This is a genomic window from Thalassobellus sediminis, from assembly GCF_044386045.1.
GTDB classification, from domain to species: Bacteria; Bacteroidota; Bacteroidia; order Flavobacteriales; family Flavobacteriaceae; genus Thalassobellus; species Thalassobellus sediminis.
Window position 1 is genome coordinate 68,070 of sequence record NZ_JBISCD010000040.1, and the last position, 23,278, is coordinate 91,347.

At 32.9% G+C, this 23,278-nt stretch carries 12 protein-coding genes; 10 read left to right on the forward strand and 2 right to left on the reverse strand.

Translation table 11 applies throughout. The annotated features are described in order from the left end of the window. The first annotated feature begins 2 nt into the window (after positions 1–2). The 10 genes from lacZ to ACH5TW_RS07295 all read left to right on the forward strand — a co-directional run bounded on the left by lacZ (position 3) and on the right by ACH5TW_RS07295 (position 21,005). Entirely contained in the window at positions 3–3,140 is a 3,138-nt protein-coding gene (lacZ, locus tag ACH5TW_RS07250; protein ID WP_439335838.1) for a beta-galactosidase, LacZ type, read from the forward strand. A 6-nt stretch (positions 3,141–3,146) separates the two neighbouring features. Continuing rightward, positions 3,147–5,048, forward strand: a complete 1,902-nt coding sequence (locus ACH5TW_RS07255; protein ID WP_439335839.1) for a six-hairpin glycosidase — start codon at positions 3,147–3,149, stop codon at positions 5,046–5,048. A 36-nt stretch (positions 5,049–5,084) separates the two neighbouring features. After that, on the forward strand, positions 5,085–7,418 hold the full coding sequence (locus ACH5TW_RS07260) for a glycoside hydrolase family 20 protein (RefSeq protein ID WP_439335840.1): 2,334 nt from the start codon (positions 5,085–5,087) through the stop codon (positions 7,416–7,418). Positions 7,419–7,430: 12 nt separating this feature from the next. Further along, positions 7,431–8,915 (forward strand): alpha-L-fucosidase, encoded by a 1,485-nt coding sequence (locus ACH5TW_RS07265; protein ID WP_439335841.1) that lies wholly within the window; start codon positions 7,431–7,433, stop codon positions 8,913–8,915. 8 nt (positions 8,916–8,923) lie between these two features. Beyond that, positions 8,924–11,173, forward strand: coding sequence for a GH92 family glycosyl hydrolase (locus ACH5TW_RS07270; RefSeq protein WP_439335842.1), 2,250 nt, complete (start codon positions 8,924–8,926; stop codon positions 11,171–11,173). Between the two features lie 9 nt (positions 11,174–11,182). Continuing rightward, positions 11,183–13,825 carry a glycoside hydrolase family 3 N-terminal domain-containing protein gene (locus tag ACH5TW_RS07275; RefSeq protein WP_439335843.1) on the forward strand — a complete coding sequence of 881 codons (2,643 nt, stop codon included), beginning with the start codon at positions 11,183–11,185 and terminating at the stop codon, positions 13,823–13,825. A 388-nt stretch (positions 13,826–14,213) separates the two neighbouring features. Next, a complete protein-coding gene (locus tag ACH5TW_RS07280; RefSeq protein ID WP_439335844.1) occupies positions 14,214–17,318 on the forward strand; it encodes a SusC/RagA family TonB-linked outer membrane protein in 3,105 nt (1,034 codons plus the stop codon). A gap of 10 nt (positions 17,319–17,328) precedes the next feature. Continuing rightward, entirely contained in the window at positions 17,329–18,918 is a 1,590-nt protein-coding gene (locus tag ACH5TW_RS07285) for a SusD/RagB family nutrient-binding outer membrane lipoprotein (RefSeq protein WP_439335845.1), read from the forward strand. 322 nt (positions 18,919–19,240) lie between these two features. Next, a complete protein-coding gene (locus ACH5TW_RS07290; protein WP_439335846.1) occupies positions 19,241–19,552 on the forward strand; it encodes a hypothetical protein in 312 nt (103 codons plus the stop codon). Positions 19,553–19,676: 124 nt separating this feature from the next. Continuing rightward, positions 19,677–21,005 (forward strand): sugar MFS transporter, encoded by a 1,329-nt coding sequence (locus ACH5TW_RS07295; protein WP_439335847.1) that lies wholly within the window; start codon positions 19,677–19,679, stop codon positions 21,003–21,005. Positions 21,006–21,024: 19 nt separating this feature from the next. Here ACH5TW_RS07295 and ACH5TW_RS07300 read toward each other — a convergent pair whose 3' ends face one another. Continuing rightward, entirely contained in the window at positions 21,025–22,275 is a 1,251-nt protein-coding gene (locus tag ACH5TW_RS07300) for a hypothetical protein (RefSeq protein ID WP_439335848.1), read from the reverse strand. Next, positions 22,265–23,263, reverse strand: a complete 999-nt coding sequence (locus ACH5TW_RS07305) for a pectinesterase family protein (RefSeq protein ID WP_439335849.1) — start codon at positions 23,261–23,263, stop codon at positions 22,265–22,267. The genes ACH5TW_RS07300 and ACH5TW_RS07305 overlap by 11 nt, the downstream gene beginning before the upstream one ends. Positions 23,264–23,278: the final 15 nt, after the last annotated feature.

Sequence of the window (23,278 nt, forward strand, 5' to 3'; positions counted from 1 at the left end):
AAATGAATAACACCCTATACATAATACTATTTTTAATAGCATCATTAACTATGAATGGGCAAAACAAAGTCCCTTTATGGTTAAACGAAAAGATAAACGAAGATAATCGTATGCCAATGCATGCTTCATATTATGTGTACGAAAATGAAGCTTCGGCAGCAAAAGGAGATTGGAAGTATTCTAAAAACTATTTAAATTTAAATGGTGATTGGAAGTTTAAATATTTAGATGCCCCTAATGATTTACCTGTAGGATTTGAAAGAACAGTATTTAACGATACCAATTGGGATGATTTTAAAATCCCTGCCAATTGGGATGTAAATGGATATGGCTATCCAATATATACCAATACAACTTACGAATTTGCACATTGGATTTCTGTAAATCCACCAATAGTACCCACGAAATATAACCCTACAGGAGTTTATAGAAAAACAATTACTATTGATGAGTCTTGGAATGGTAAAGATGTGTTACTTCATGTAGGTGCCGCAAAATCTAATCTTACAGTTTGGGTAAATGGCGTTTATGTAGGTTATGGAGAAGATGGAAAATTAGCTCAAGAGTTTAATTTAAACAACTATTTAAAAACAGGAGAAAATACCATTGTTTTAAAAGTGATGAAATGGAGTGATGGCTCGTATTTAGAATGTCAAGATTTTTGGCGAATGAGTGGTATTACAAGAGACACTTATTTATATGCTCGGAACAAAACCCATCTAGTCGATTTTGAAATCACGCCAAATTTAGATGATGCTTTTATAGATGGTACTTTAAACATTTCAACAAAATTTTCAGGTGTCAATAAAAAAGAAAACTATGCTTTAGAGGTTCAATTAAAAAATCATAAAACTGTAGTCGCTTCAAAAACAATTCAAGTTAATGAGATAAAATCAAGTTTTATTTTTAATGTAAAACAACCTAAAAAATGGACTGCAGAAACGCCAAATTTATATCAAGTTCTTTTCATTTTAAAAGATAAAAAAGGAACTATTGTTGAGGTTATTCCGCAAAAAGTAGGCTTTAGAAAAGTAGAAATTAAAGGCGGACAATTATTGGTTAATGGTAAAGCTATTTATATAAAAGGGGTAAATCGTCATGAAACAGACCCAACTACAGGGCAAACCATTTCAAGAGCAAGAATGGAGCAAGATATTAAGATGCTTAAGCAGTTTAATTTCAATGCGGTTAGAATGTCACACTATCCAAACGATCCGTATTTTTATGAGTTATGTGATACCTATGGCATCTATTTAGTAGATGAAGCTAATTTGGAGTCTCATGGTATGGGGTATAACATCACTAAAACATTAGGCAACAAACCCGATTGGGAATTGGCGCACTTACAGCGTATGCAACGCATGGTTGAACGCGATAAAAATCATCCTTCGGTTATTATTTGGAGTATGGGAAATGAAGCAGGAAACGGGTATAATTTTTACCGTGGCTACCTTTGGATTAAAGATCGAGATCCATCAAGACCCATTCAATATGAACGTGCAACAGTTGGAGGTTGGGAAGGTAAAACCTTAAAATACGATTGGAATTCAGATATTGTAGATCCCATGTATAATTCGCCAAAAGGTATGGAAGAATATATCGCAGCCAACCCAAATCCAAATCGTCCATTTATTCAATGTGAATATGCCCATGCAATGGGGAATTCTATGGGAAATTTTAAGGACTATTGGGACGTCATTAGAAAGCATAAAAATTTTCAAGGTGGTTTTATTTGGGATATGATAGACCAATCTATTTATAAAACTAAAAAAGATGGATCGAAGGTTTTTGCCTATGGTGGTGATTTTGGACCAAAAGACACACCAAGTGATAATAACTTTTTAAATAATGGCATTTTTAATCCAGAAAGACTCCCTAATCCACATGCTTTTGAAGTTAGAAATGTACTTCAGGATATTCATACCTCTTGGAAGAATAAAGATGAAATAAACATCAATGTTTTTAATGAATTTTTCTTTAAAGATTTAAGTAATGTACGCTTGCATTGGACATTACTTTTAGATGGTGTTGAAGCTGAAAACGGAATAATTAATGATTTAGAAATTAATCCGCAACAAGACAAAACATATTCGTTGCCAATTCATTTAGAAGGAAAAACTTATCAAGAAGCCTTTGTAAATATTAGTTATCGCTTAAAAGAAAAAGAACCCTTTTTACCTAAAGACTTTGAAATAGCAACAGAACAACTTCACTTAAAAGGCGTATGGAAAAATACGATGACTCTAGAGAGTGGTGCTAAAACAACTATTACTCAAGACGAACAATCTGTTGTTTTTAAAAGCGATAAAGCAGAATTAGCTTTTGATAAAAACACAGGATTTATTAATAAGTACATCTTTAATCATAACGTTATTTTAAAAGCCGGCTATTCCTTAAAACCTAATTTTTGGAGAGCACCAACCGATAACGATATGGGGGCGCAATTTCAGAAAAAACTATTGCCTTGGAAACAAGCTGTAGAAAACCCGATTTTAATAAGTTTTGATTATAAAAACATTAAAAATAATAGCACAACTGCAACAGCGGTTTATAAGCTGCCCGATGTGTTTTCGGAGTTGATTATTATCTACTCATTTAATAGCGAAGGCGTTTTACAAGTACAGCAAAAATTAAATATCAATAAAAATGAAAAAACACCTCTATTACCACGTTTTGGCATGGAAATGATATTGCCTAAAACATTCAGTAATTTATCTTATTTAGGAAGAGGACCTTACGAAAATTATAGCGACAGGAATTATAGCGCTAAAATTGGAGTCTATAATCAAACAGTTTCAGAACAATATTACCCATATATCCGTCCGCAAGAAACAGGAAATAAAACCGATGTGAGATGGAGCAATATATCAAATAACACCATGACATTGCGCATTGAATCGGATGCATTGTTTAGTATAACCGCATTACATTATTTAACAGAAGATTTGGATGATGGTTTAGAAAAAGACCAAAGAAATACAGACGATTTAAAAGAAAGAAACCTTACCAGTTTAAAAATAGATGATAAACAAATGGGATTAGGAAGTATTGATAGTTGGGGCGCATGGCCAATGGAGAAATACCTGCTAAGAGATAAAACGTATTATTATGAATTTAAACTAACGCCAATTTTAAAATAATAGCGTATGAAAATGAAGTACACAGCCATAAAAACGGTTTTAGTTTCCAAACTAAAATTAAGAGTCATAAAATATTTTGTTGTTTTGTGTGTTGTACATACTCAAATTTCAAAAGCTCAAACAGGTAGTGTTAGTGAACCAGTACGTTATATAGGAGGTACACATATTAATCCATTCATACACGAAGCAGGTTTACGATATGCTATTGGTGTCGAAAATATTCAGACTTTACGAGCAAATAGAACACACCCAGAATTAAGTGATGGTTATGGATGGACTTATAATCATGCATCTAATTTAGCTTATTGGAACGGTGAATTTTATCAACATTATATAAGTGGAGAAAAGGATGAGCACAGAGCGCCTGTACAAACCATGATAATGACGTCTAAAAATGGAAAAGATTGGAGTTTTCCTAAAGTTGCTTTTCCGCCTTATAAAGCACCAAAAGGGGTTAAGATTCCAAAAGGATCAACAGGTTATATGATGCATCAACGTATGGGTTTTTATTTAGCACCTAATGGTCGGTTATTAACTTTGGCTTTTTATGGACACACACAAAATCCTTTTAGAGAAAATGGTATTGGGCGTGTGGTTCGTGAAATTTATAAAGATGGAAGTATGGGGCCTATCTATTTTATTCGCTATGATAGTCAAACAAATTGGAACGAATCAAATACGTCTTATCCATTTTATAAAACATCAAAAGACAACGGTTTTTTAGCAGCTTGTAATGCGCTTTTAAACGATAAATTAATGAAGCTACAATGGTTTGAAGAAGATAATGGCGTTGATGGTTTTTATACTTTCAATAAATCTAAACAAGGTTTTAATTGGTATCAAAGAAAAGATGGGAAAATTGTTGGACTTTTTAAAAAATCTTATGCTTCACTTTCAAACGACGGTGGTCATACTTTTTCTGACCCTGTTAAAGTAAATACACTTGTAATGTCTGGTGGTAAAGTATGGGGGCAACAAACAGAAGATGGCAGATATGCCATTTCGTATAATCCTATAGATCAAACCCAATATCGTTTCCCACTGTCTATTGTAACTAGTGATGATGGCATTGTTTACGACAATCTTTTGTTGGTGCAAGCAGAGGTTCCTGCAAGACGATTTACTGGAATTTGGAAAGATTTTGGACCGTGTTATATGCGAGGCATTACTCCTGGAAATGGAAACCCTCCAGGAACAGACATGTGGATGACTTATAGCATGAATAAAGAAGATATGTGGGTCTGTCGCATTCCAACACCTATTAAATACAAAGTAGAGAAAGCTGTTAAAGATGATTTTGAGAATATGAAAGTCTCAGGGCATGTTATCGACTGGAATTTGAATTCTCCAAAATGGGCAAAAGCAAGTTTGACACAAGAGAAAGGCGGTAATAAATGTTTGCAAATGAGCGATATGGATCCTTATGATTATTGTCGTGCGATACGTGTTTTTCAGGAAGGGAAATCTGTTACAGCAAATTTTAAAGTAAAAGTTGTAGCGAAAGATACTACCCAATTTGATATTGATATTGTAGATCGATTTGGAAACAGACCTGTACAAATCTCATTTGATACAGATGGGTATATAAAAACAGTTGAAGGTGCAACAATAAAATCATTACTAAAGTTTGATACCGAAAAATGGTATGCTTTTAAAATTGAATACAACACAAAAGGTTTGGGTAGTTATACTATCATTATTAATAATCAGCGAGTTGCTGAAAATGTTCCTGCGGTAATGGCTGTAAAATCAGTAGAAAGACTATCGTTTAGAACAGGAGCTTATAATGATTTACCTAACAGAACAACGCCTAATGAAACAAACGATCCACCATTAAAAGGTGCGGACGAAAAACAGAATCTATCACGTTATTTAATTGATGATGTTTTTATTTCGTCAAAAAACTAAACAAAATATCACACATTGCTATTTAAAACTATAATTATGAGTGTAATACGAAACATTTTAGGACTAATGCTAGTACTAGTATTTAGTGCTTGCACACAACAAAAAGTATTTACAAAAGAAGATATTCAAATTATACCAGAACCAGCAGAGTTAAAACTCAATGCAGGAAGTTTTGAATTTTCAAAAAATACAGAGTTTGTGATTGCTAATGCTGCTAATGCTGATGCTCAAAAAGAAATTTGCAATATATTAATTGATAAATTCGAAAAAACAGCAGAATGGCGACCAATAGTAACATCAAAAACACCTACTAGCAATTATGTGAAATTTAATGTTGATACAAGTTTTGAAAACGAAGCATACAGACTAGAAGTTACAGAAAATCATATTGATGTTACCGCTAAAAATAATGCTGGTTTTTTATACGGATTAGAAACTATAAGACAATTATTGCCTATAGAAATAGAAAGTCAAAATCTTGTAAAAAACACAGCATGGTTAATTCCAAATGTTAGTATTACAGATAAACCTCGTTTTCAATATCGCGGATTAATGCTGGATTTATCACGTCATTTTTTTGGAAAAGACTACATTAAAAAAACAATAGACCGTTTGGCTATGCATAAAATGAACACTTTGCATTTGCATTTAGTAGACGACCAAGGTTGGCGAATAGAAATTAAAAAATATCCTAAATTAACCGAAGTTGGCGCATGGCGCGTAGACCAAGAACATATTGCAATGTGGAATGGTAGACCTAGAGCTAATCCTGATGAGAAAGGTACTTTTGGTGGGTTTTTAACACAAGCCGAATTAAAAGATATTGTAAGCTATGCACAGTCCAAAAATGTAGAAATTATTCCAGAAATAGAAATGCCTGCTCATGTTAGTTGTGCCATTGCTGCTTATCCAGAATTATCATGTTTAAACGAACATATTTCTGTACCATCAGGAGGCGTATGGCCCATTACAGATATTTATTGTGCAGGCAAGGACAGTACGTTTGATTTTTTAGAAAACGTATTGGATGAGGTGATGACTATTTTTCCATCTAAGTACATTCATATTGGAGGCGATGAAGCCACAAAAACGAATTGGGAAAAATGTCCGCATTGTAAAAAAAGGATGCAACAAGAAGATATTAAAAACACTCACGAACTGCAAAGTTATTTTGTAAAACGTATTGAAAAATACATCAACTCAAAAGGGAAGAAATTAATAGGTTGGGACGAGATTTTAGAAGGTGGTTTAGCACCAGATGCAACCGTTATGAGTTGGAGAGGTGTAAAAGGAGGTTTTGAAGCATCGGAGCAAGGACATGATGTTATTATGACACCAGGAACACATTGTTATTTCGATCATTATCAAGGAATTCAAAGTGAAGAACCTTTAGCTTTTGGAGGCTATACACCGTTAAGTAAAGTATATCAATTCGATCCCATTGTAGATTCAATGTCGGTTGCACAAAAAAAGCATGTGCTTGGTGGTCAAGCAAATTTATGGGCGGAATATATTCCTACTACAAAACAATCAGAATACATGATTTTCCCAAGACTTGCAGCGCTTTCAGAAACGCTTTGGAGTCCAAAAGAATCGCGTAATTGGGATGTGTTTTCATCTAGAATTAAAACCATGTTTAAACGGTATGAATATCTAGATATTAATTATGCAAAAAGCGCTTATCAAATAACATTCAATTCTAAAGCAAATATTACAATGAAAGAAGTGGGACTGTCATTAAATACCGAGTTCTCTAATGCCGATATTCGATATGTTTTGGGTGATAAAAAAATAGATGAAACAGCAATTAAATATACAGATACCATAAAATTGAAAGAAACGACTATTGTAAAAGCATCACTTTTTGAAAATGAAAAACCGTTTGGAAAAATCTATACAGATACCATTCATTTTCATAAAGCAGTAGCACATAAAGTCAATTATAACACACCCTTAAATGATTATTATTTAGGAGACAATTATACCTTAGTGAATGCCATTAGAGGATCAAAAAACTTTCATGACGGACAATGGCAAGGGTGGTTAACTGAAAATATGGAAGTGATTATAGATTTAGAAAACATACAAACGGTAAAGCAAGTTATTATGGGATTGTTAGAAAGTCAACTATCTGGTATTTATTATCCAACAGATATAAATGTGTTGATTTCAAATGATGGAAAATCGTATAAACAAGTTGGTAAGATAAAAATCCCTTACATTCTTAACTATAAAACACATATAAAAGATTTTAAAATTAATTTTGAAGTACAAGCAGCCCGTTATATAAAAGTAATTGCAACAAATTTAAAGAAAAACCCAAAAGGTGATGGCGTATTTATATTCGCCGATGAAGTTTTAGTAAATTAAAAAAAATATAAAATGAAAAAAAGAATAGCAATTATAGTATTATTAGTTTCAGTAAATGTATTCTCTCAAGCCATTTATGAAGATGAAAGATACGTGCCAGAAACAGATCCATTAGTTTTAGAAAACTTAGATGAATGGCAAGGAAAAAAATTCGGATTATTAATGCATTGGGGAACATATAGTCAATGGGGTATTGTAGAATCGTGGTCATTATGCCCTGAAGATTATGGGTGGTGTGAACGAACAAAAGGAAGTAATCCTTCCAACTATTTTCAATATGTACAAGATTATGAAGGGTTAAAGAAAACATTCAATCCTGAAAAATTTAATCCAGAAAAATGGGCGAAAGCCGCTAAAGATGCAGGTATGAAATACATGGTCTTTACCACCAAACATCATGATGGATTTTCTATGTTCGATTCTAAATATACAGACTATAAAGTAACCGATCCAGAATGTGCATTTAGCACTAACCCAAGGTCTAATATTACAAAAGAAGTTTTTAATGCGTTTAGGGCAGAAAACATGTGGATTGGTGCGTATTTCTCAAAACCCGATTGGCACACCGAAAGTTATTGGGATCCCTATTTTCCACCGTTTGATAGAAATGTAAATTACGATCCTGAAATATATCCTGAAAAATGGCAAAAGTATGTAGACTTTACTCATAATCAAATCTTAGAATTACTTACCGATTATGGTGATGTAGATATCTTATGGCTTGATGGAGGCTGGGTAGCTAAAACATCTAATAAAACAGTAGAAGAAGGTTATGTATCTAAATTTGAAGAAAATAAATCTGGTGATGGCTTTATAAAACATAGAGTTGTTAATCAAGATGTTAAAATGGACGAATTGGTAGTAAAAGCACGTGAAAAGCAACCTGGTTTAATTGTAGTTGATAGAGCGGTTCATGGTAAAAATCAAAATTACTTAACACCAGAAAATCGTGTTCCTGAAAAAACATTGCCTTACCCTTGGGAATCTTGTATTACTTCAGGTGGCGGATGGTCGTATACACCTGATGCAAAATATATGACAGGTAGAGAAGGCATTCAAATGCTGATTGATGTCGTAGCTAAAGGTGGTAATTTATTACTAAATGTAGCACCAGGTCCTGATGGCGAATGGCAGGAAGGCGCTTACGATTTATTAGCAGCTTACGGCGATTGGATAAAAGTAAATGGAACAGGTATTTATAACACCAAACCTATAGCCCCTTTTAAAGAAGATAATATTTGTATGACTCAAAATAAAGACGGCAATGTATTCTTGTTTTATATGGCAAAAGATGGTGAAACGAAAATTCCTTCAGAAGTTATTATAAAATCTATTAGTCCTAAAAAAGGAGCTAAAATCACGATGCTTGGTTCAAAAACAAAGTTGAAATGGAAGAAGTTTGAGAACGGTTTTAAAGTGATTATTCCTGAATCATTAAGAAATAACTTGCCGTGTAAAGAAGCATGGACTTTAAAAATAAATAAAGTAAACAGATAAAACAGCCTATGTTTTTTAATTCGAAAAATAAATTCTTAAAAGCCATCTGTATGATAGCTTTTTTGAGTTGTTTTAATATTTGGGGACAACAACCCGCAGCGTATGTCAATCCGTTTATTGGTTCTTCAAATTTTGGAACAACCAATCCCGGGCCTATTGCGGTTAGAGGTATGGCAAACGTATCTCCTTTTAATGTGGCTGGTCCTCAAAATTTACCCTTCGATAAAGATAGCCGCTGGTGGTCTACACCTTATGCTAATACAAATACTTTTTTAACAGGTTTTAGTCATGTAAATATTAGTGGTGTTGGCTGTCCAGAATTGGGTGTTATTTTAGCAATGCCAACCACAGGAAATTTAGAAACCGATTATTTAAAATACGGTTCAACCTATAAAAACGAGCATGCTTCTGTTGGCTATTACACAAATACTTTAGAAAAATATAAGATTAAAGTAGAAGCCACGGCAACCACTCGTGTAGGGGTTAGCAAATATCATTTTCCTAAAGGCAATGCTAATATTTTAATCAATTTAGGTTTAGGATTGACTAATGAGGAAGGTGCGATGGTGAAAGTTGTTTCATCCACAGAAATTGAAGGGATTCGTTCCGTAGGTTCTTTTTGTTATTACAAACCAAAGGAAGCTTATCCTGTATATTTTGTAGCGCGTTTTTCTACACCAGCCAAAACATTTGGAGCTTGGAAAAAACCTGCAAAAAACAGAGGGCTTGAAGGACAATGGATGGGATACAACGGCAAAACACGAATCAAAAAAGGCTTTACCAAAGAAGTCGTTGGAGATAGTATTGGTGCGTATATGCACTATCATTTTGATAAGCCAACAACGGTAGAAATGAAAATTGGTGTATCATACGTAAGTATAGAAAACGCTAGAGAAAACTTAGAAAAAGAAACTGCTAACAAAACTTTTGATCAAATTTTAGCCGATTCAAAAAAAGAATGGAATTCGTATTTATCAAGAATTAAAGTAGAAGGCAGAAGTGATGATGATAAAACTATTTTTTATACGGCGTTGTATCATACCTTAATTCATCCAAACACGTTGAATGATTTTAATGGCGATTATCCTAAAATGAAAACCAGAGAAACATTAAAAACTGAAGGAACACGTTACACCACGTTTTCATTATGGGATACGTATCGAAATTTACATCAGTTGATGAGTTTGGTTTATCCGAAGCAACAATCCAATATGGTAAAAAGTATGTTGCAAATTTATGACGAATCTGGTTGGTTGCCAAAATGGGAATTAAATGCTACGGAAACAACCACAATGGTGGGGGATCCTGCTGGAATTATTATTACAGATACATATTTAAAAGGGATTAAAGATTTTGATGTTGAAAAGGCATATGCTGCTATGAAAAAATCTGCCACACAAATTGAAGACAATCCGTTACGTCCAGGCTTAAAAGATTATATCGAAAAAGGCTATCTCACGACCAAAACAACGCATAGTGGTTCGGTTTCTACTACGCAAGAATACAATATTACAGATTTTTCGATTACACAATTAGCAAAGGCTTTGGGTAAAAAAGAAGATGCCAAAGTGTTTTCAAAAAGAGCGATTTCTTATCGTAACTTATTTGATAAAAAATTCAATTTATTACGACCTAAAAATGATGATGGATCGTGGTTAACACCATATAATCCAGAAGTTGGCGCTAATTTTCAGAAAAACTTAGGTTTTATTGAAGGAAATGCGTGGCAATATAGCTTTATGGCAACTCATGATACCAAAGGCTTAATTAAATTAATGGGCGGTTCAAAAGCGTTTGTAAAAAAATTACAAGAGGTTTTTGATAAAGACCAATTTGATATGGCAAACGAACCCGATATTGCCTATCCGTATCTATTCAACTTTGTTAAAGGTCAAGAATGGCGAAGTCAAAAAACAGTAAAAACACTCGTTCATCAATATTTTCAAAATAAACCTGCTGGTTTACCAGGAAATGATGATACAGGAACGATGTCTGCTTGGTTGGTATCTGCTATGATGGGGATTTATCCTGTAGTTCCAAGTGACCCAACATATACGATTACCACACCTATGTTTGATAAAATCACGATTCAATTAGATCCAAAATATTATAAAAACAAAACGATTGTTATTGAAAAAGAAGTAAATAACAACGGAAACATCAAGCAAATTAAATTAAACGGTAAAAATTACAATAGTTATTTTATATCACACGACAATCTTGTAAACGGTACAATTTTAAAAGTGATTCAAAATTAATATCAAAAAATGAGAAAAACAGCAATAATAGTCGTCTTTATATTTGGATGTATCCTTCAAGGATTTTCGCAAAAATATCCTTATCAAAATGAAAAATTACCTGTAGAAGATCGCTTAACAGATTTGTTGAGCAGAATGAGTTTAGAAGAAAAAGTCCGCCAAATGGATATGTACAAAGGCGAGTTTTTTAAAGAAGGTGAAGACTTTTCAAAAAGCAAAACAAAAAACAAAATTGGCGATTTAGGCGTTGGTGCGATACATGATATTTATCCACGTTCAGCGAAAATGATTAATGAACTTCAAAAAGATGTTATCAAAAATAATAGATGGGGTATTCCTGTATTAATCATGTGTGAAATGCTTCATGGCTATTTAGATGAAGGAAGTACGGCGTTTCCAATGAATATTGGTTTAGGAGCGACTTGGGATACCGAATTGATGAAAAAAGTAGGTGGCGTTATAGGAGCAGAAGCCAGAGCACACGGTGTTCATTTTGGATTAGGACCTGTATTGGGGGTTGGTCGTGAACCACGTTGGGGACGAGTTGCTGAAACCTTTGGTGAAGATGTGTATTTGGCAGGAGAACTCGGTTTGGCGATGGTCAATGGAATGCAAGGAGATACTTTAGCATCAGACCGATCTATTATTGCAGAACCAAAACATTTTGCGGTACATAGTTATCCACAAGCAGGTGGAAACTCATCACCCGTAATTGTTGGAGAACGTACAGCTCGTGAGGATTTTTTACCTTCTTTTGAAAAAGTATTTACCAAAGGAGGTGCTTTAGGAACGATGTGTGCCTATTCTGAATTAGACGGAATTCCGTGTGCAGCTAATCATTGGTTATTAACTGATGTATTGCGAAAAGAATGGGGTTTTAAAGGTATTGTGGTTTCTGATTTAGGTGCCATTAAATATATACAAACCACACATTATGCTGCGGATTCCCCAAAAGAAAGTATTCGTCAAGCAGTTTCAGCAGGTGTTGATATGCAGTTTTATGATTTCTCAAATGAGTTTTGGCAAAAAACACTTATCGAACTTGTAAATGAAAGCAAATTATCTATGACAGATATTGATAGAGCTGCTGGAGGAGTTTTACGATTAAAGTTTTTATTAGGCTTATTTGAAAACCCATATACAGCTAAAAACTTGATTGAAGAGCGTTTTCATTCAAAAGAAAATCAAGAGATTGTTTTAGAAGCGGGACGTAAATCCATCACTTTATTAAAAAATAAGAACAAATTATTGCCTTTAAGTAAAGACATTAAAACCATTGCGATAATTGGTCCAAATGCCAATGCATCACGTTTAGGAGGCTATTCGGTAAAAAACAAAGTAGCAACTACGGTTTTAGAGGGTATAAAAGAGGTTGTGGGTAAAAACACGAATGTCTTGTATGAAGAAGGTGTACCATTGATTGTAAAAGGTCAAATTATTCCATCAAAATATTTATTTACGCCAGATGAATCTCAAAACGGATTAAAAGGCGAATACTTTAACAATAGAAAAATAGAAGGAAAACCAGCATTAACTCGTATTGATAAAAATTTACAATTTGATTGGCCTTGGAATCCTGGAGCAGGTGTTAACGATGATAATTTTTCAATTCGTTGGACAGGTTTTATCAAATCTGATACGTCATTTGATGGTTGGATTGGATTGAGTTCTGATGACGGCATTAGAATGTGGATTGATGACCAATTAGTGATTGATAATTGGAAAAAAGGCGCAACTAGTATTGTAACTGCACCAAAGAAAATTGAAGCTGGTAAAAAATATAAAGTCCGCATAGAAATGTGGGAAGGCGGTTGGGGTGCCAGAGCACACTTGCGTTGGAATTTGAAAAAAATCGACTTACAACCTGCTATTGCTATTGCTAAAAAAGCAGACGTAGCCGTTGTTGTTTTAGGAGAATCTAGAGAATTGGTAGAAGAAAATAGAGATGTTGCTACTTTAAAATTACACGGCATGCAACAAGAATTAATTCAAGCAATTCAGGCAACAGGAACACCTGTGGTTTGTGTCTTGTTAAACGGTCGTCCGTTAGCTGTTAATTGGATTAATGAAAATATTTCTGCTATTTTAGAAGGTTGGTTCCCTGGGGAAGCAGGAGGAAAAGCTGTAGCTGATGTATTATTTGGTGATTACAATCCAGGAGGAAAAAATCCAATTACCTTTCCTAAATCTGTTGGACAATTGCCAATTTATTACAATCAAAAACCATCTGCTATTCATAGATATGTAAGTGAAAGTGAAAACCCATTATATACTTTTGGTTACGGATTAAGTTATACCTCTTTTGAATATTCAAATTTACAATTGAGTGCTAATAAAATCAAAAAAGATGGCAGTTTAACCGTTACTGTTGATGTGAAAAACACTGGAGATTATGATGGTGATGAGGTGGTGCAATTGTATATAAACGATATTTACAGTAGCGTAACAACTCCAAGAAAAACATTAAAAGGTTTTGAACGTGTATTCATCAAAAAAGGAGAAACTAAAAACATCTCATTTAAATTAACATCAGACGAATTGGCTATTTGGAATCGTGAGATGAAAAATGTTGTAGAACCTGGAGATTTTGAAGTAATGGTTGGGGGGAATTCTTTTGATTTATTAAAAGTAAAATTTGTGGTTTTAAAATAAATATTCTTTTAAAGTTACAACGAACTTAAACAAAATTTATTAATCTTATCTTTGCTATTAAAAAGCAACTAAACTTCACCAATAAGTCAAGTACTACATTATCAAATAAGCTTTTATTGATCTATAAAATAGTATAATACGCTTATACAGTAGAAACTCCAATTATTTAATGGTTATTAAAAAGGACACGAATTATAATCTATAACCAAGGCTTTTTTATTGATTTATTTTATAACATATATCAATAAAAATAACCAACACCTTTTCAAATTTGTTATTGGTCGAAATAATTCAAATGATAACACCTTAGATTTATAGATTTAACGTATTGTTAACTCAATAAAAATTTTTATTAAAACTAAAATTTATTAACTCAAAAACTAATTTTATGATTCAAAACGTACTAAAACTACTGTTTGTATTTTGCATGTTTAGCTTTCAGACAGCTAAAGCACAAACTACAGTAACAGGAACAATTACAGATGCTTCTAGCGGTATTCCTCTGCCTGGTGCAAGTGTTGTTGTTAAAGGAACAACTAATGGTGTTTCATCAGATTTTGATGGAAATTATAGTATTGATGTTTCAGGGTCGTCTGCAACATTAGTGGTTTCTTATGTTGGGTATGCAACAAAAGAAGTTGCTTACACAGGAACGACTAATTTAAATATATCTTTATCGGAAGATGCTGAACAATTAAATGAAGTCGTTGTAACTGCATTAGGTATTAAAAGAGATAAAAAATCTTTAACCTATTCTGCTCAAACAGTTTCTACTGATGAACTTTCCGAAGCAAGATCACTTAACGTAGCTAACTCACTTTCAGGTAAAGTAGCAGGTTTAAACTTCTCTACTTCAGGTAGTGGTGTTGGTGCATCATCAAGAATTACACTTCGTGGTAATAGATCGCTTACTGGAAATAACCAACCGTTATATGTAATAGATGGTGTTCCTATGGATAATACAGTATCAACTCCAACAACAGATATTGGCGGTTTTACTGGTTTTGACGGTATTTCTAATATTAATCCAGATGATATTGAATCTCTATCTGTATTAAAAGGACCTTCAGCTGCTGCTCTATATGGGTCAAGAGCTAGTAACGGTGTTATTATTATAACAACAAAAACAGGATCTAATTCTGAAAAAGCACGAATTTCTGTCTCTTCTAATTTTATGACATCTAGTGCATATGATTTATTAAACCTTCAAAATGAGTATGGACAAGGTAATGGAGGCGATTACAACTCTTCATCTCAAACATCATGGGGACCTGCAATGACAGGTCAATCTGTTGATGCTTGGCAATTAGACCATAATCCAAATTATTCAGGACCCGCTACCTATGCACTTAACCCACAACCAAACAATGCCATGGATTTTTTTAAATCTGGATACAATTGGGCAAATAGTTTATCTGCTTCTATGGGAACGGATAAAATTCAAGGATACTTTTCTTATACAAACACTCAGGCAGAAGGTATCGTTGAAGGTAACAAATTAGAAAGACATAATGTAAACTTACGTTTAACAAGTAATTTAACAGATAAATTAAAATTAGATGTAAAAACAAACTTTATTTCTCAGGAAATAAATAATCCCGTTGCGGCAGGAGAAGGTCAAATAGGTCAGGCGGTTTATACAATGCCAAGGAGTTTACCTTCCAGTCAATATAAAGATTATCAATATATTGATGATGCAGGTCAAATAAGGTACAACTATCCTGATGCAAATTCTTTGAGTACTACTTTAAATCCATCTTGGCTAGCAAATAGAAATTTAAGTACAGATGAAAGAAACAGAATTATTAGCTTTGCTTCTTTAACTTACGATTTTACAAATGAATTAAGTTTAATGGTAAGAACAGGTTTAGATCAAGCCACTAATAAAAACACTTCAAGTCGTTATGCTGCTCAAGCCGTTATTAATAACGATGTTGGAGCTTATAATGAAACCTTTGGAGATAATACAGAAATTAACTCTGATTTCTTATTAACTTATAATAAAGATTTGGGTGATTTTAAATTAAACATAAATGCTGGTGGTAATGCTTTATACCAAAAGCGTACAGGTATTAGTAGTGGAGGGCCGCTTACAAGAAGAAATTACTTTTCGTTAAACAACCTTTCTCAAAATACAGTATCACCTATATTCAGAGAAAAGAAAATCAATTCTTTATATGGTTCAGCTCAACTTGGATATAAAGATTACCTGTTTTTAGATGTTACTGCACGTAATGATTGGTCTTCAACTCTACCTGAAGCAGATAGATCTTTCTTCTATCCTTCAATTGGTATATCTAGTGTAATTACAGATATGTTTAACATAGAATCTGATATTCTATCTTATTTAAAGGTAAGAGGTTCTTATGCACAAGTAGGTAATGATACTGAGCCGTATCTTTTGGCAAATAGATTAGGTTTCTATGGTTTTAACGGAGGTGTTGTTCAGGCTTCAACGTTATTAAATAACCCTAATCTTAAACCTGAAATTTCAAGTTCTACTGAATTTGGTTTTAATTCACGTCTTTTTAAGAACAAAATTAGCTTAGATTTTACTTGGTTTAAAACTAATACTGTAGATCAAATTTTCACAATCAATGTGCCTCAAACTTCTGGATTCTCTAATCAAGTAGTAAATGGTGGAGAAATAGAAAACAAAGGTGTCGAGATTGTTTTAAATGCAAATATTGTTAATACTACAGATTTCTCTTGGGATGCAACAGCAAACTTTGCAACTTATAGAACAAAAGTAATTAGTATCTTAGAAGATAGAGATGAATTAAACTTAGCAACTGGATCTGAAAGATTAGCACAATCTATTGTGAAAAAAGGAGGTGAATTTGGAGACTTATATATAAGAGGTTTTGAACGTACAGATGATGGACAAATTATTGTTGATGGTACAAGTGGTTTACCTGTATTCACATCAGGATTTGATGTTTTAGCTGGTAATTATAATCCAGATTGGACAGCTGGTTTAAGCAACCGATTCAGATATAAAGATTTTACACTTAGTTTCCTTATTGATTTTCGTATAGGTGGTGAGGTTGTTTCATATTCACAAGCAAGAATGGCAGGTGTTGGTACAAGTGATATTACTTTAGCTGGTAGAGATGGTTTTGTTGTTGATGGTGTAGTAGACGATGGTAGTGGATCATTTACAGCAAATACAACATCAATTACAGCAGAAGATTATTGGTCGCAAGTAGCTAGTAGAGATCCAAGATCTGCAGAAGATTTTGTTTTTGATGCAACAAATATTAGATTAAGAGAATTAGTTTTTGGTTATTCTTTACCTCGTAAATTTTTAAATAAAACACCATTTACAGGTGTAAACTTTTCAATAGTTGGTAGAAACTTATTTTTTATAACTAATAAGGCTAAATACTTTGATCCAGAAGCAAGTGTAGGTGTTGGAAACTTACAAGGGATAGAATCTTTTAATATTCCAACGACTAGAGACTTTGGATTTAATGTAAAGTTCAACTTTTAAAAAAAAAATTATGAAAAAAAATATAATTAGATTATTTGCAGTAGCTATGTTGTTTCAAATAACTGCATGTACTTCAGATTTCAATGAAATTAATAGTGATCCAAACTCTCTGACATCAGATCAATTAGATGGAACGCTTGCTGGACCAACATTTGCAAATGCCTTGTATAAAGGAACAGGAAATGCGTCTTGGAGTCTTCCAGGTGATGATTATGGAACTTATGGACTTGCAACCTCATTGCATTCAACAGTTTTTGCACACTATATGACACCAGGTTGGGCGGCACAAACTGATGCTAATGGTATCAACGATGGATGGAGAAGTAGAGGTTGGTTAAGATTTTATACCATAGCAGTACCATCTTTATTGAATACTTATAAAGCTACAGAAGGAAATGCAGAAGCAACTGCAATTACAGATATATGGAAAGTTTATATGTTTCATAGGTTCACCGACCATTGGGGACCAGTACCATATACAGACGCAGGAAAAGGTGGTTCGACTGTAGCGTATGATTCTCAAGAATCAATGTACGCAGATTTTTTCAATCTTTTAGAAGCTGCTAATACAACCTTATCTTCTTCTTCAAAATCAACAGTAGCCGTTTTTGGAGATTATGATGAAATATATGGTGGAGATGTTGAGAAATGGAGAAAATTTGCTAATTCACTTAGATTACGTTTAGCTTTAAGAGTTTCTGATGTAGATGCTTCTACTGCTAAAACACATGCTGAAGCAGCTGTAGCGGCTGGTATAATGGAATCAAACGATGACAGTGCTTATTTCCATGTAACTTCAGATACGTATAACAACTTTGTAGATATCGCAAAATATTGGGGGTTCTATATGACAGCATCAATGGAAAGTATACTTAAGGGTTATAATGACCCTAGAATGCGTGAATGGTTTGCTCCAATGTCTAGTGCAGCAGAGCCTCCTGTAGGAGAGGCTTACCCTATAGAAGATTATGTTGGTCTTCCTAATGGAGGTGGTGCATCACTAGATAGAACAGGTGGTAATTTAAGTTTAACTAACCAAGAAACTACTTTTTCTGATGCAGCAACAAAAGATATAGAAGTTATGATGACTTCAGAATCTTATTTTAACCGTGCAGAAGGTGTTTTAAAAGGTTGGAATATGTCTGGAACAGCAAAAACACTTTATGAAGATGGTATAAAAATGTCTATGAATCAATGGGGAATAACTGATAGTGCAGCTATTGATACATATATTGCAGGAACTACATCTGGAGCAGTTCCAGTTCGTGGCAGTGATTATTCAGATTCAACTCCTCCAGTAGATGTACCTGTATCTTGGGCTGGAACTGAAGCTGAACAATTAAAACAAATAGCTGTTCAAAAGTATTTAGGTCTTTTTCCTGAATCTTGGGAAGCTTGGGCTGATTTACGTAGAACAGATGCTGATATTTTATACCCATTAATAACAACAGAAGATCCAACAATTGGTTTTGGTGTAATGAAGCGTATCACATATCTTCCTAATTCATATAGCACTAATGAAGAAGGAGTAACACAAGGAATATCTCAACTAGGAGGTGCTGATAAAGGAGATACTAATCTTTGGTGGGATGTAAATTAAGTACAGATAAAACTCTATTAAAGAGTTAAAAATATTAGTTTAATTTTAAAAAAGGAGGGGTTTCAAAAGAAATCACTCCTTTTCGTTTTTTATTAGTAATGCAAATTATTTCTGCTTTATCCTTGGTCTTTATTCAAATGTTGTCTGTCGAAATAGTTTAGTTTTTCCTTATGTTTTTCTTTTTTTTATTGTGAATAAAAATTGAAAAGAAGTTTGTTTTCAATAATGTTTAGATTAGTTACTTTTTCTAAAAGAAGAACTGAACTTTCAGTTCTTCTTTTACTTTAATTTACGTTAGTAAATAATTGGTCATATAGAAAATATGGATTTTAAAGATGATATAGTATATTCAAAACCTTATTATAAATTGGTTAAGATAGAATTGATAGAAACTATCGATATTTATTTTAAGTTTATTAATTGGGTTTCAGGAGAATTTGATTTATTTCTTCAAGATGAGTCTGAAGGATTAAAAGTACATTACCCTAACGGGTGGCTCAGTATTAAATACATTAATAAATATAAAACAGATAACAACCTTCAAATTACCATAATGGGTAAATCTAAAGATATTTGTGAAAAAATAAATATTCAATTAGATTCAATTTATAATCAAATAAACAAAAACATATAGATGCAATCAATAATTGATTTTTGATATATTGATTAATAATAAATTAGAAAAGTTTAAATTGCTTCATAATTACAAACAAAAATATTTCATTTCTATTTAAGATAGTTTTAAAAAGTTAATTCATATGCCAAACACGAACCAATCAGTAGAACAAAAAAACAGCACACTCATTCCAATTCTAATCATAGCCGGACTATTTTTTATTTTCGGTTTTGTAACTTGGATTAATGGTGCTTTAATTCCTTTTATGAAAACTATAAGTGAATTAACCTCAGCGCAATCTCTTTTAGTAGCATCTGCATCTTATATTTCATTTGTTGTTATGGCATTACCGGCGTCTTATATTTTAGAAAAAACGGGATATAGAAAAGGTATGTCTTTAGGATTATTTATTATGGGATTAGGAGCTTTAGTATTTATACCTGCAGCTGAAGCCAGAACCTATTGGATGTTTTTAGGAGGTATATTTATTCAAGGTGCAGGTATGACATTGCTACAAACAGCATCTAACCCTTATATAACCATTTTAGGCCCTATTGAAAGTGCTGCTAAGCGTATTTCAATCATGGGAATTGCTAACAAAGTTGCAGGAGCCTTAGGTTCACTTATTTTTGGAGCGCTTTTATTATCTGGTATTGATGAAATTAATGAAAAATTAACTACTGTATCTGCTTCTGAAAAAGCTCAATTGTTAGATACTATGGCAGACAGTGTTGTTACACCCTATATAGTTATGGCAATTGTCTTATTTGTATTAGCTATATTAATTAGAAAAGCTCCGCTTCCACACGTTGAAGCAGAACCTATTAAAGAGTCTAAAGACGGTGTCACAACTAAAACCAGTATTTTTCAGTTTCCACATTTATGGTTAGGGGTTTTAACATTATTCATGTATGTTGGTGTTGAAGTAATTGCTGGAGACACTATTATAGCCTATGGTATTTCCTTAGGAATTCCAGCTACAGACGCTAAATTTTTCACAACTTTTACATTAATGGCCATGGTAGCTACTTATGCTTTAGGAGCCATTTTAATACCAAAATTTATTAGTCAGACTACGGCTTTAAAACTAAGTGCTTTATTAGGTATTATATTGTCTTTCTGTATTGTTTTTACAACTGGATTTACATCTGTTTTACTTGTAGCAGCATTAGGTATAGCAAACGCTTTAGTTTGGCCAGCGGTATGGCCCTTAACACTAAAAGGTTTAGGTAAATTTACTAAAACAGCCTCCGCCCTATTAATAATGGCAATTTCTGGTGGCGCTATTATCCCTCCTTTGTACGGACGTTTAGTTGATGGAAACAAAGCAGCTTATTTAGTTGATGGTATGAACGAAGCTCTAGCTACTGCAACGGCTTCTACTAAAGGCTACTGGATTTTATTACCTTGTTATATTATTATACTTTATTATGCGGTTGCTGGACATAAATTAGGATTGAAAAAAGAATAACATTATAAACAAAATAGTATTAAAGTCTTTGATTTACAATGCTATTAAAAATAGAACCAAATTGATATCTAATTCCTATATCACCAGAAATCTCATAGGACGTTGGTAGTTTTCTAACATTTAATAACAACTCTTCATCACTAAGTTCACTTAATGGCAAATAAAATTGGTCATTAATTTTGTTTGCTTCCATACCAAATTCTAAAAACAGACCTCGTGCAATTCTAAATGATAAATTAACATCTAAATCGATAGAATAATCTTTAAACTCAGGAAAATAGTGTGTTCCTTCTAATTTTATTCCTATAACGCCCCATTTTTCAATAACCTCTAATTCTGTTTCAAATTTTTGTCTCAAACGCTGTTCTGAAGTTTTATTAAATATTGTTGCTTCGTTATAACCAAACCATGAAACACCTAAAGAATATGAAATTGTAAAAGCTCTTCTTGAGACTTCTGTCCAAGGAAATATATTATATTCTATAGCAGGAGCTATACTCGAATTATATCTAATATTTTTGTAAGTGTCTTGTGAATTTAAAAAAAATAGCCCTGCAGACCAATTATTTGATAAGCTATAAACAATTCTTGATCTAATTCGCTTCTGTTGATTTAGAACCCGTATATCTGTAGATTCTGAATCTTTAATTCTAGTTATTATCTCCTCTTCTTTTTTAAATCTATAATCATTACGTATTCTCCAAATATCTGTTATTCTATTCGCCTTAAACTCTAATTCATAAGCATATTCTTTTTTACGCTCTTCTAAATTAAATTCCCCGGACAAACCTAAATTAAACACCCAAAAATCCCAAGGATTCTTATTTTTATCAACTTTAGGCAAACTGTTTTCATCTTCTGGTTTCAATGGACTAACAGCAATACTATATTTTGCATGTCCTCTATTTAGAAAAGGAACAAGACCTGACTTTAGTGTTTCTGTAAATTTAGACCTTATATCATCTGTTGTGTCATTTGCATACGTGACACAATTCAATTCAAAAGTATCATTAGAAGCCGATGTTTTATTTGTAAACACAAAATAATAAAAATCGCCATTACCACCGGTCGACCTATTACTAGTAAGCACATAGACATCACAAACATTCTGGTCTGAAACAAAATCAACAAATGCTAAAGTTCTTTTTACATAATCGAAATCTGGGATTTCACCATCAACAAACACCTTTAACTTACTATTATCTTGCGCATATAAATTGAATGCAAAAAACAGAACAAGAACCAATTTATATATTATTCTATTTCTCATTTGAGAACCATCCAAAATTTATAGACTTATCGTATAGAATATTCTCTTTGGTATATTTCTTTGCGTGAGACTTTTTTAATTGATGCGACCACTCTACTCTACTTTCTGTTTTAGAGCCTTGTCCTGTACAATTATATTCAGCATAAAGTGTTGTAGATTCCGCCTCTTTTTTAGACCAATTATGCCAACCTTCTGGTTTTATATGCTTACCCATTTCACATTTAATAAATACCGTTTTTGCATACAAACGCCATGGACGTCCTAAATAGACATCGGTTACATTTTCATCGGCAGTTAGCTTACAGTTTTTAAATACATATCCAAATTTTTCGCCTTTAGGCGTTGAAGCAGCAGTAATATATGAGTTAGTCTTACTATTTATTATACAAGATTCGAAAAGCACAGTGGCTTCTCCAAAAATAAAATCGACACTACCTTCTATATCGCAATCTTTAAAATATTGTTTAAAGCCTTCTCCTGCTGTGTAAAGTGTATCTTGAAATCCTAAAAAAGCACAATTTTCAAAGTAACATCTATTAGCATTTACTGATAATGCTACTGCTTGACCAACAGGACCAGAAGTGTTTTTAATAGTCAGGTTTTTAGCTATAAAATCATCGCCTTCAACTAAAACCGTAGATGTATGAAATGTGCTATTTCTGCCTAAATTAAGCTTACTAAAATAATCGTCGAAAGTAATGATAGTTTTTTCTTTACTTTCTCCTATCAAAGACACATATGTATTCCAAGAATACACATGCACTTTTTCATTATAAACACCATTTTTTATATTGATAATAACACGCTGATAAGGAAAGGCTTTAGCAGCATAAATAGCATCTTGGATGGATGTATAATCGCCACTACCATCTTTTGCAACAACCATATTATAGCCGTCTTTTATGACAATGTTTTCTTTTGAAACTTTGGCATATACTTGCATATTGTTAAAGAATAAAACAAGTGTAACTAATTTTAAAAATTTCATTATTTTTTTAATTGT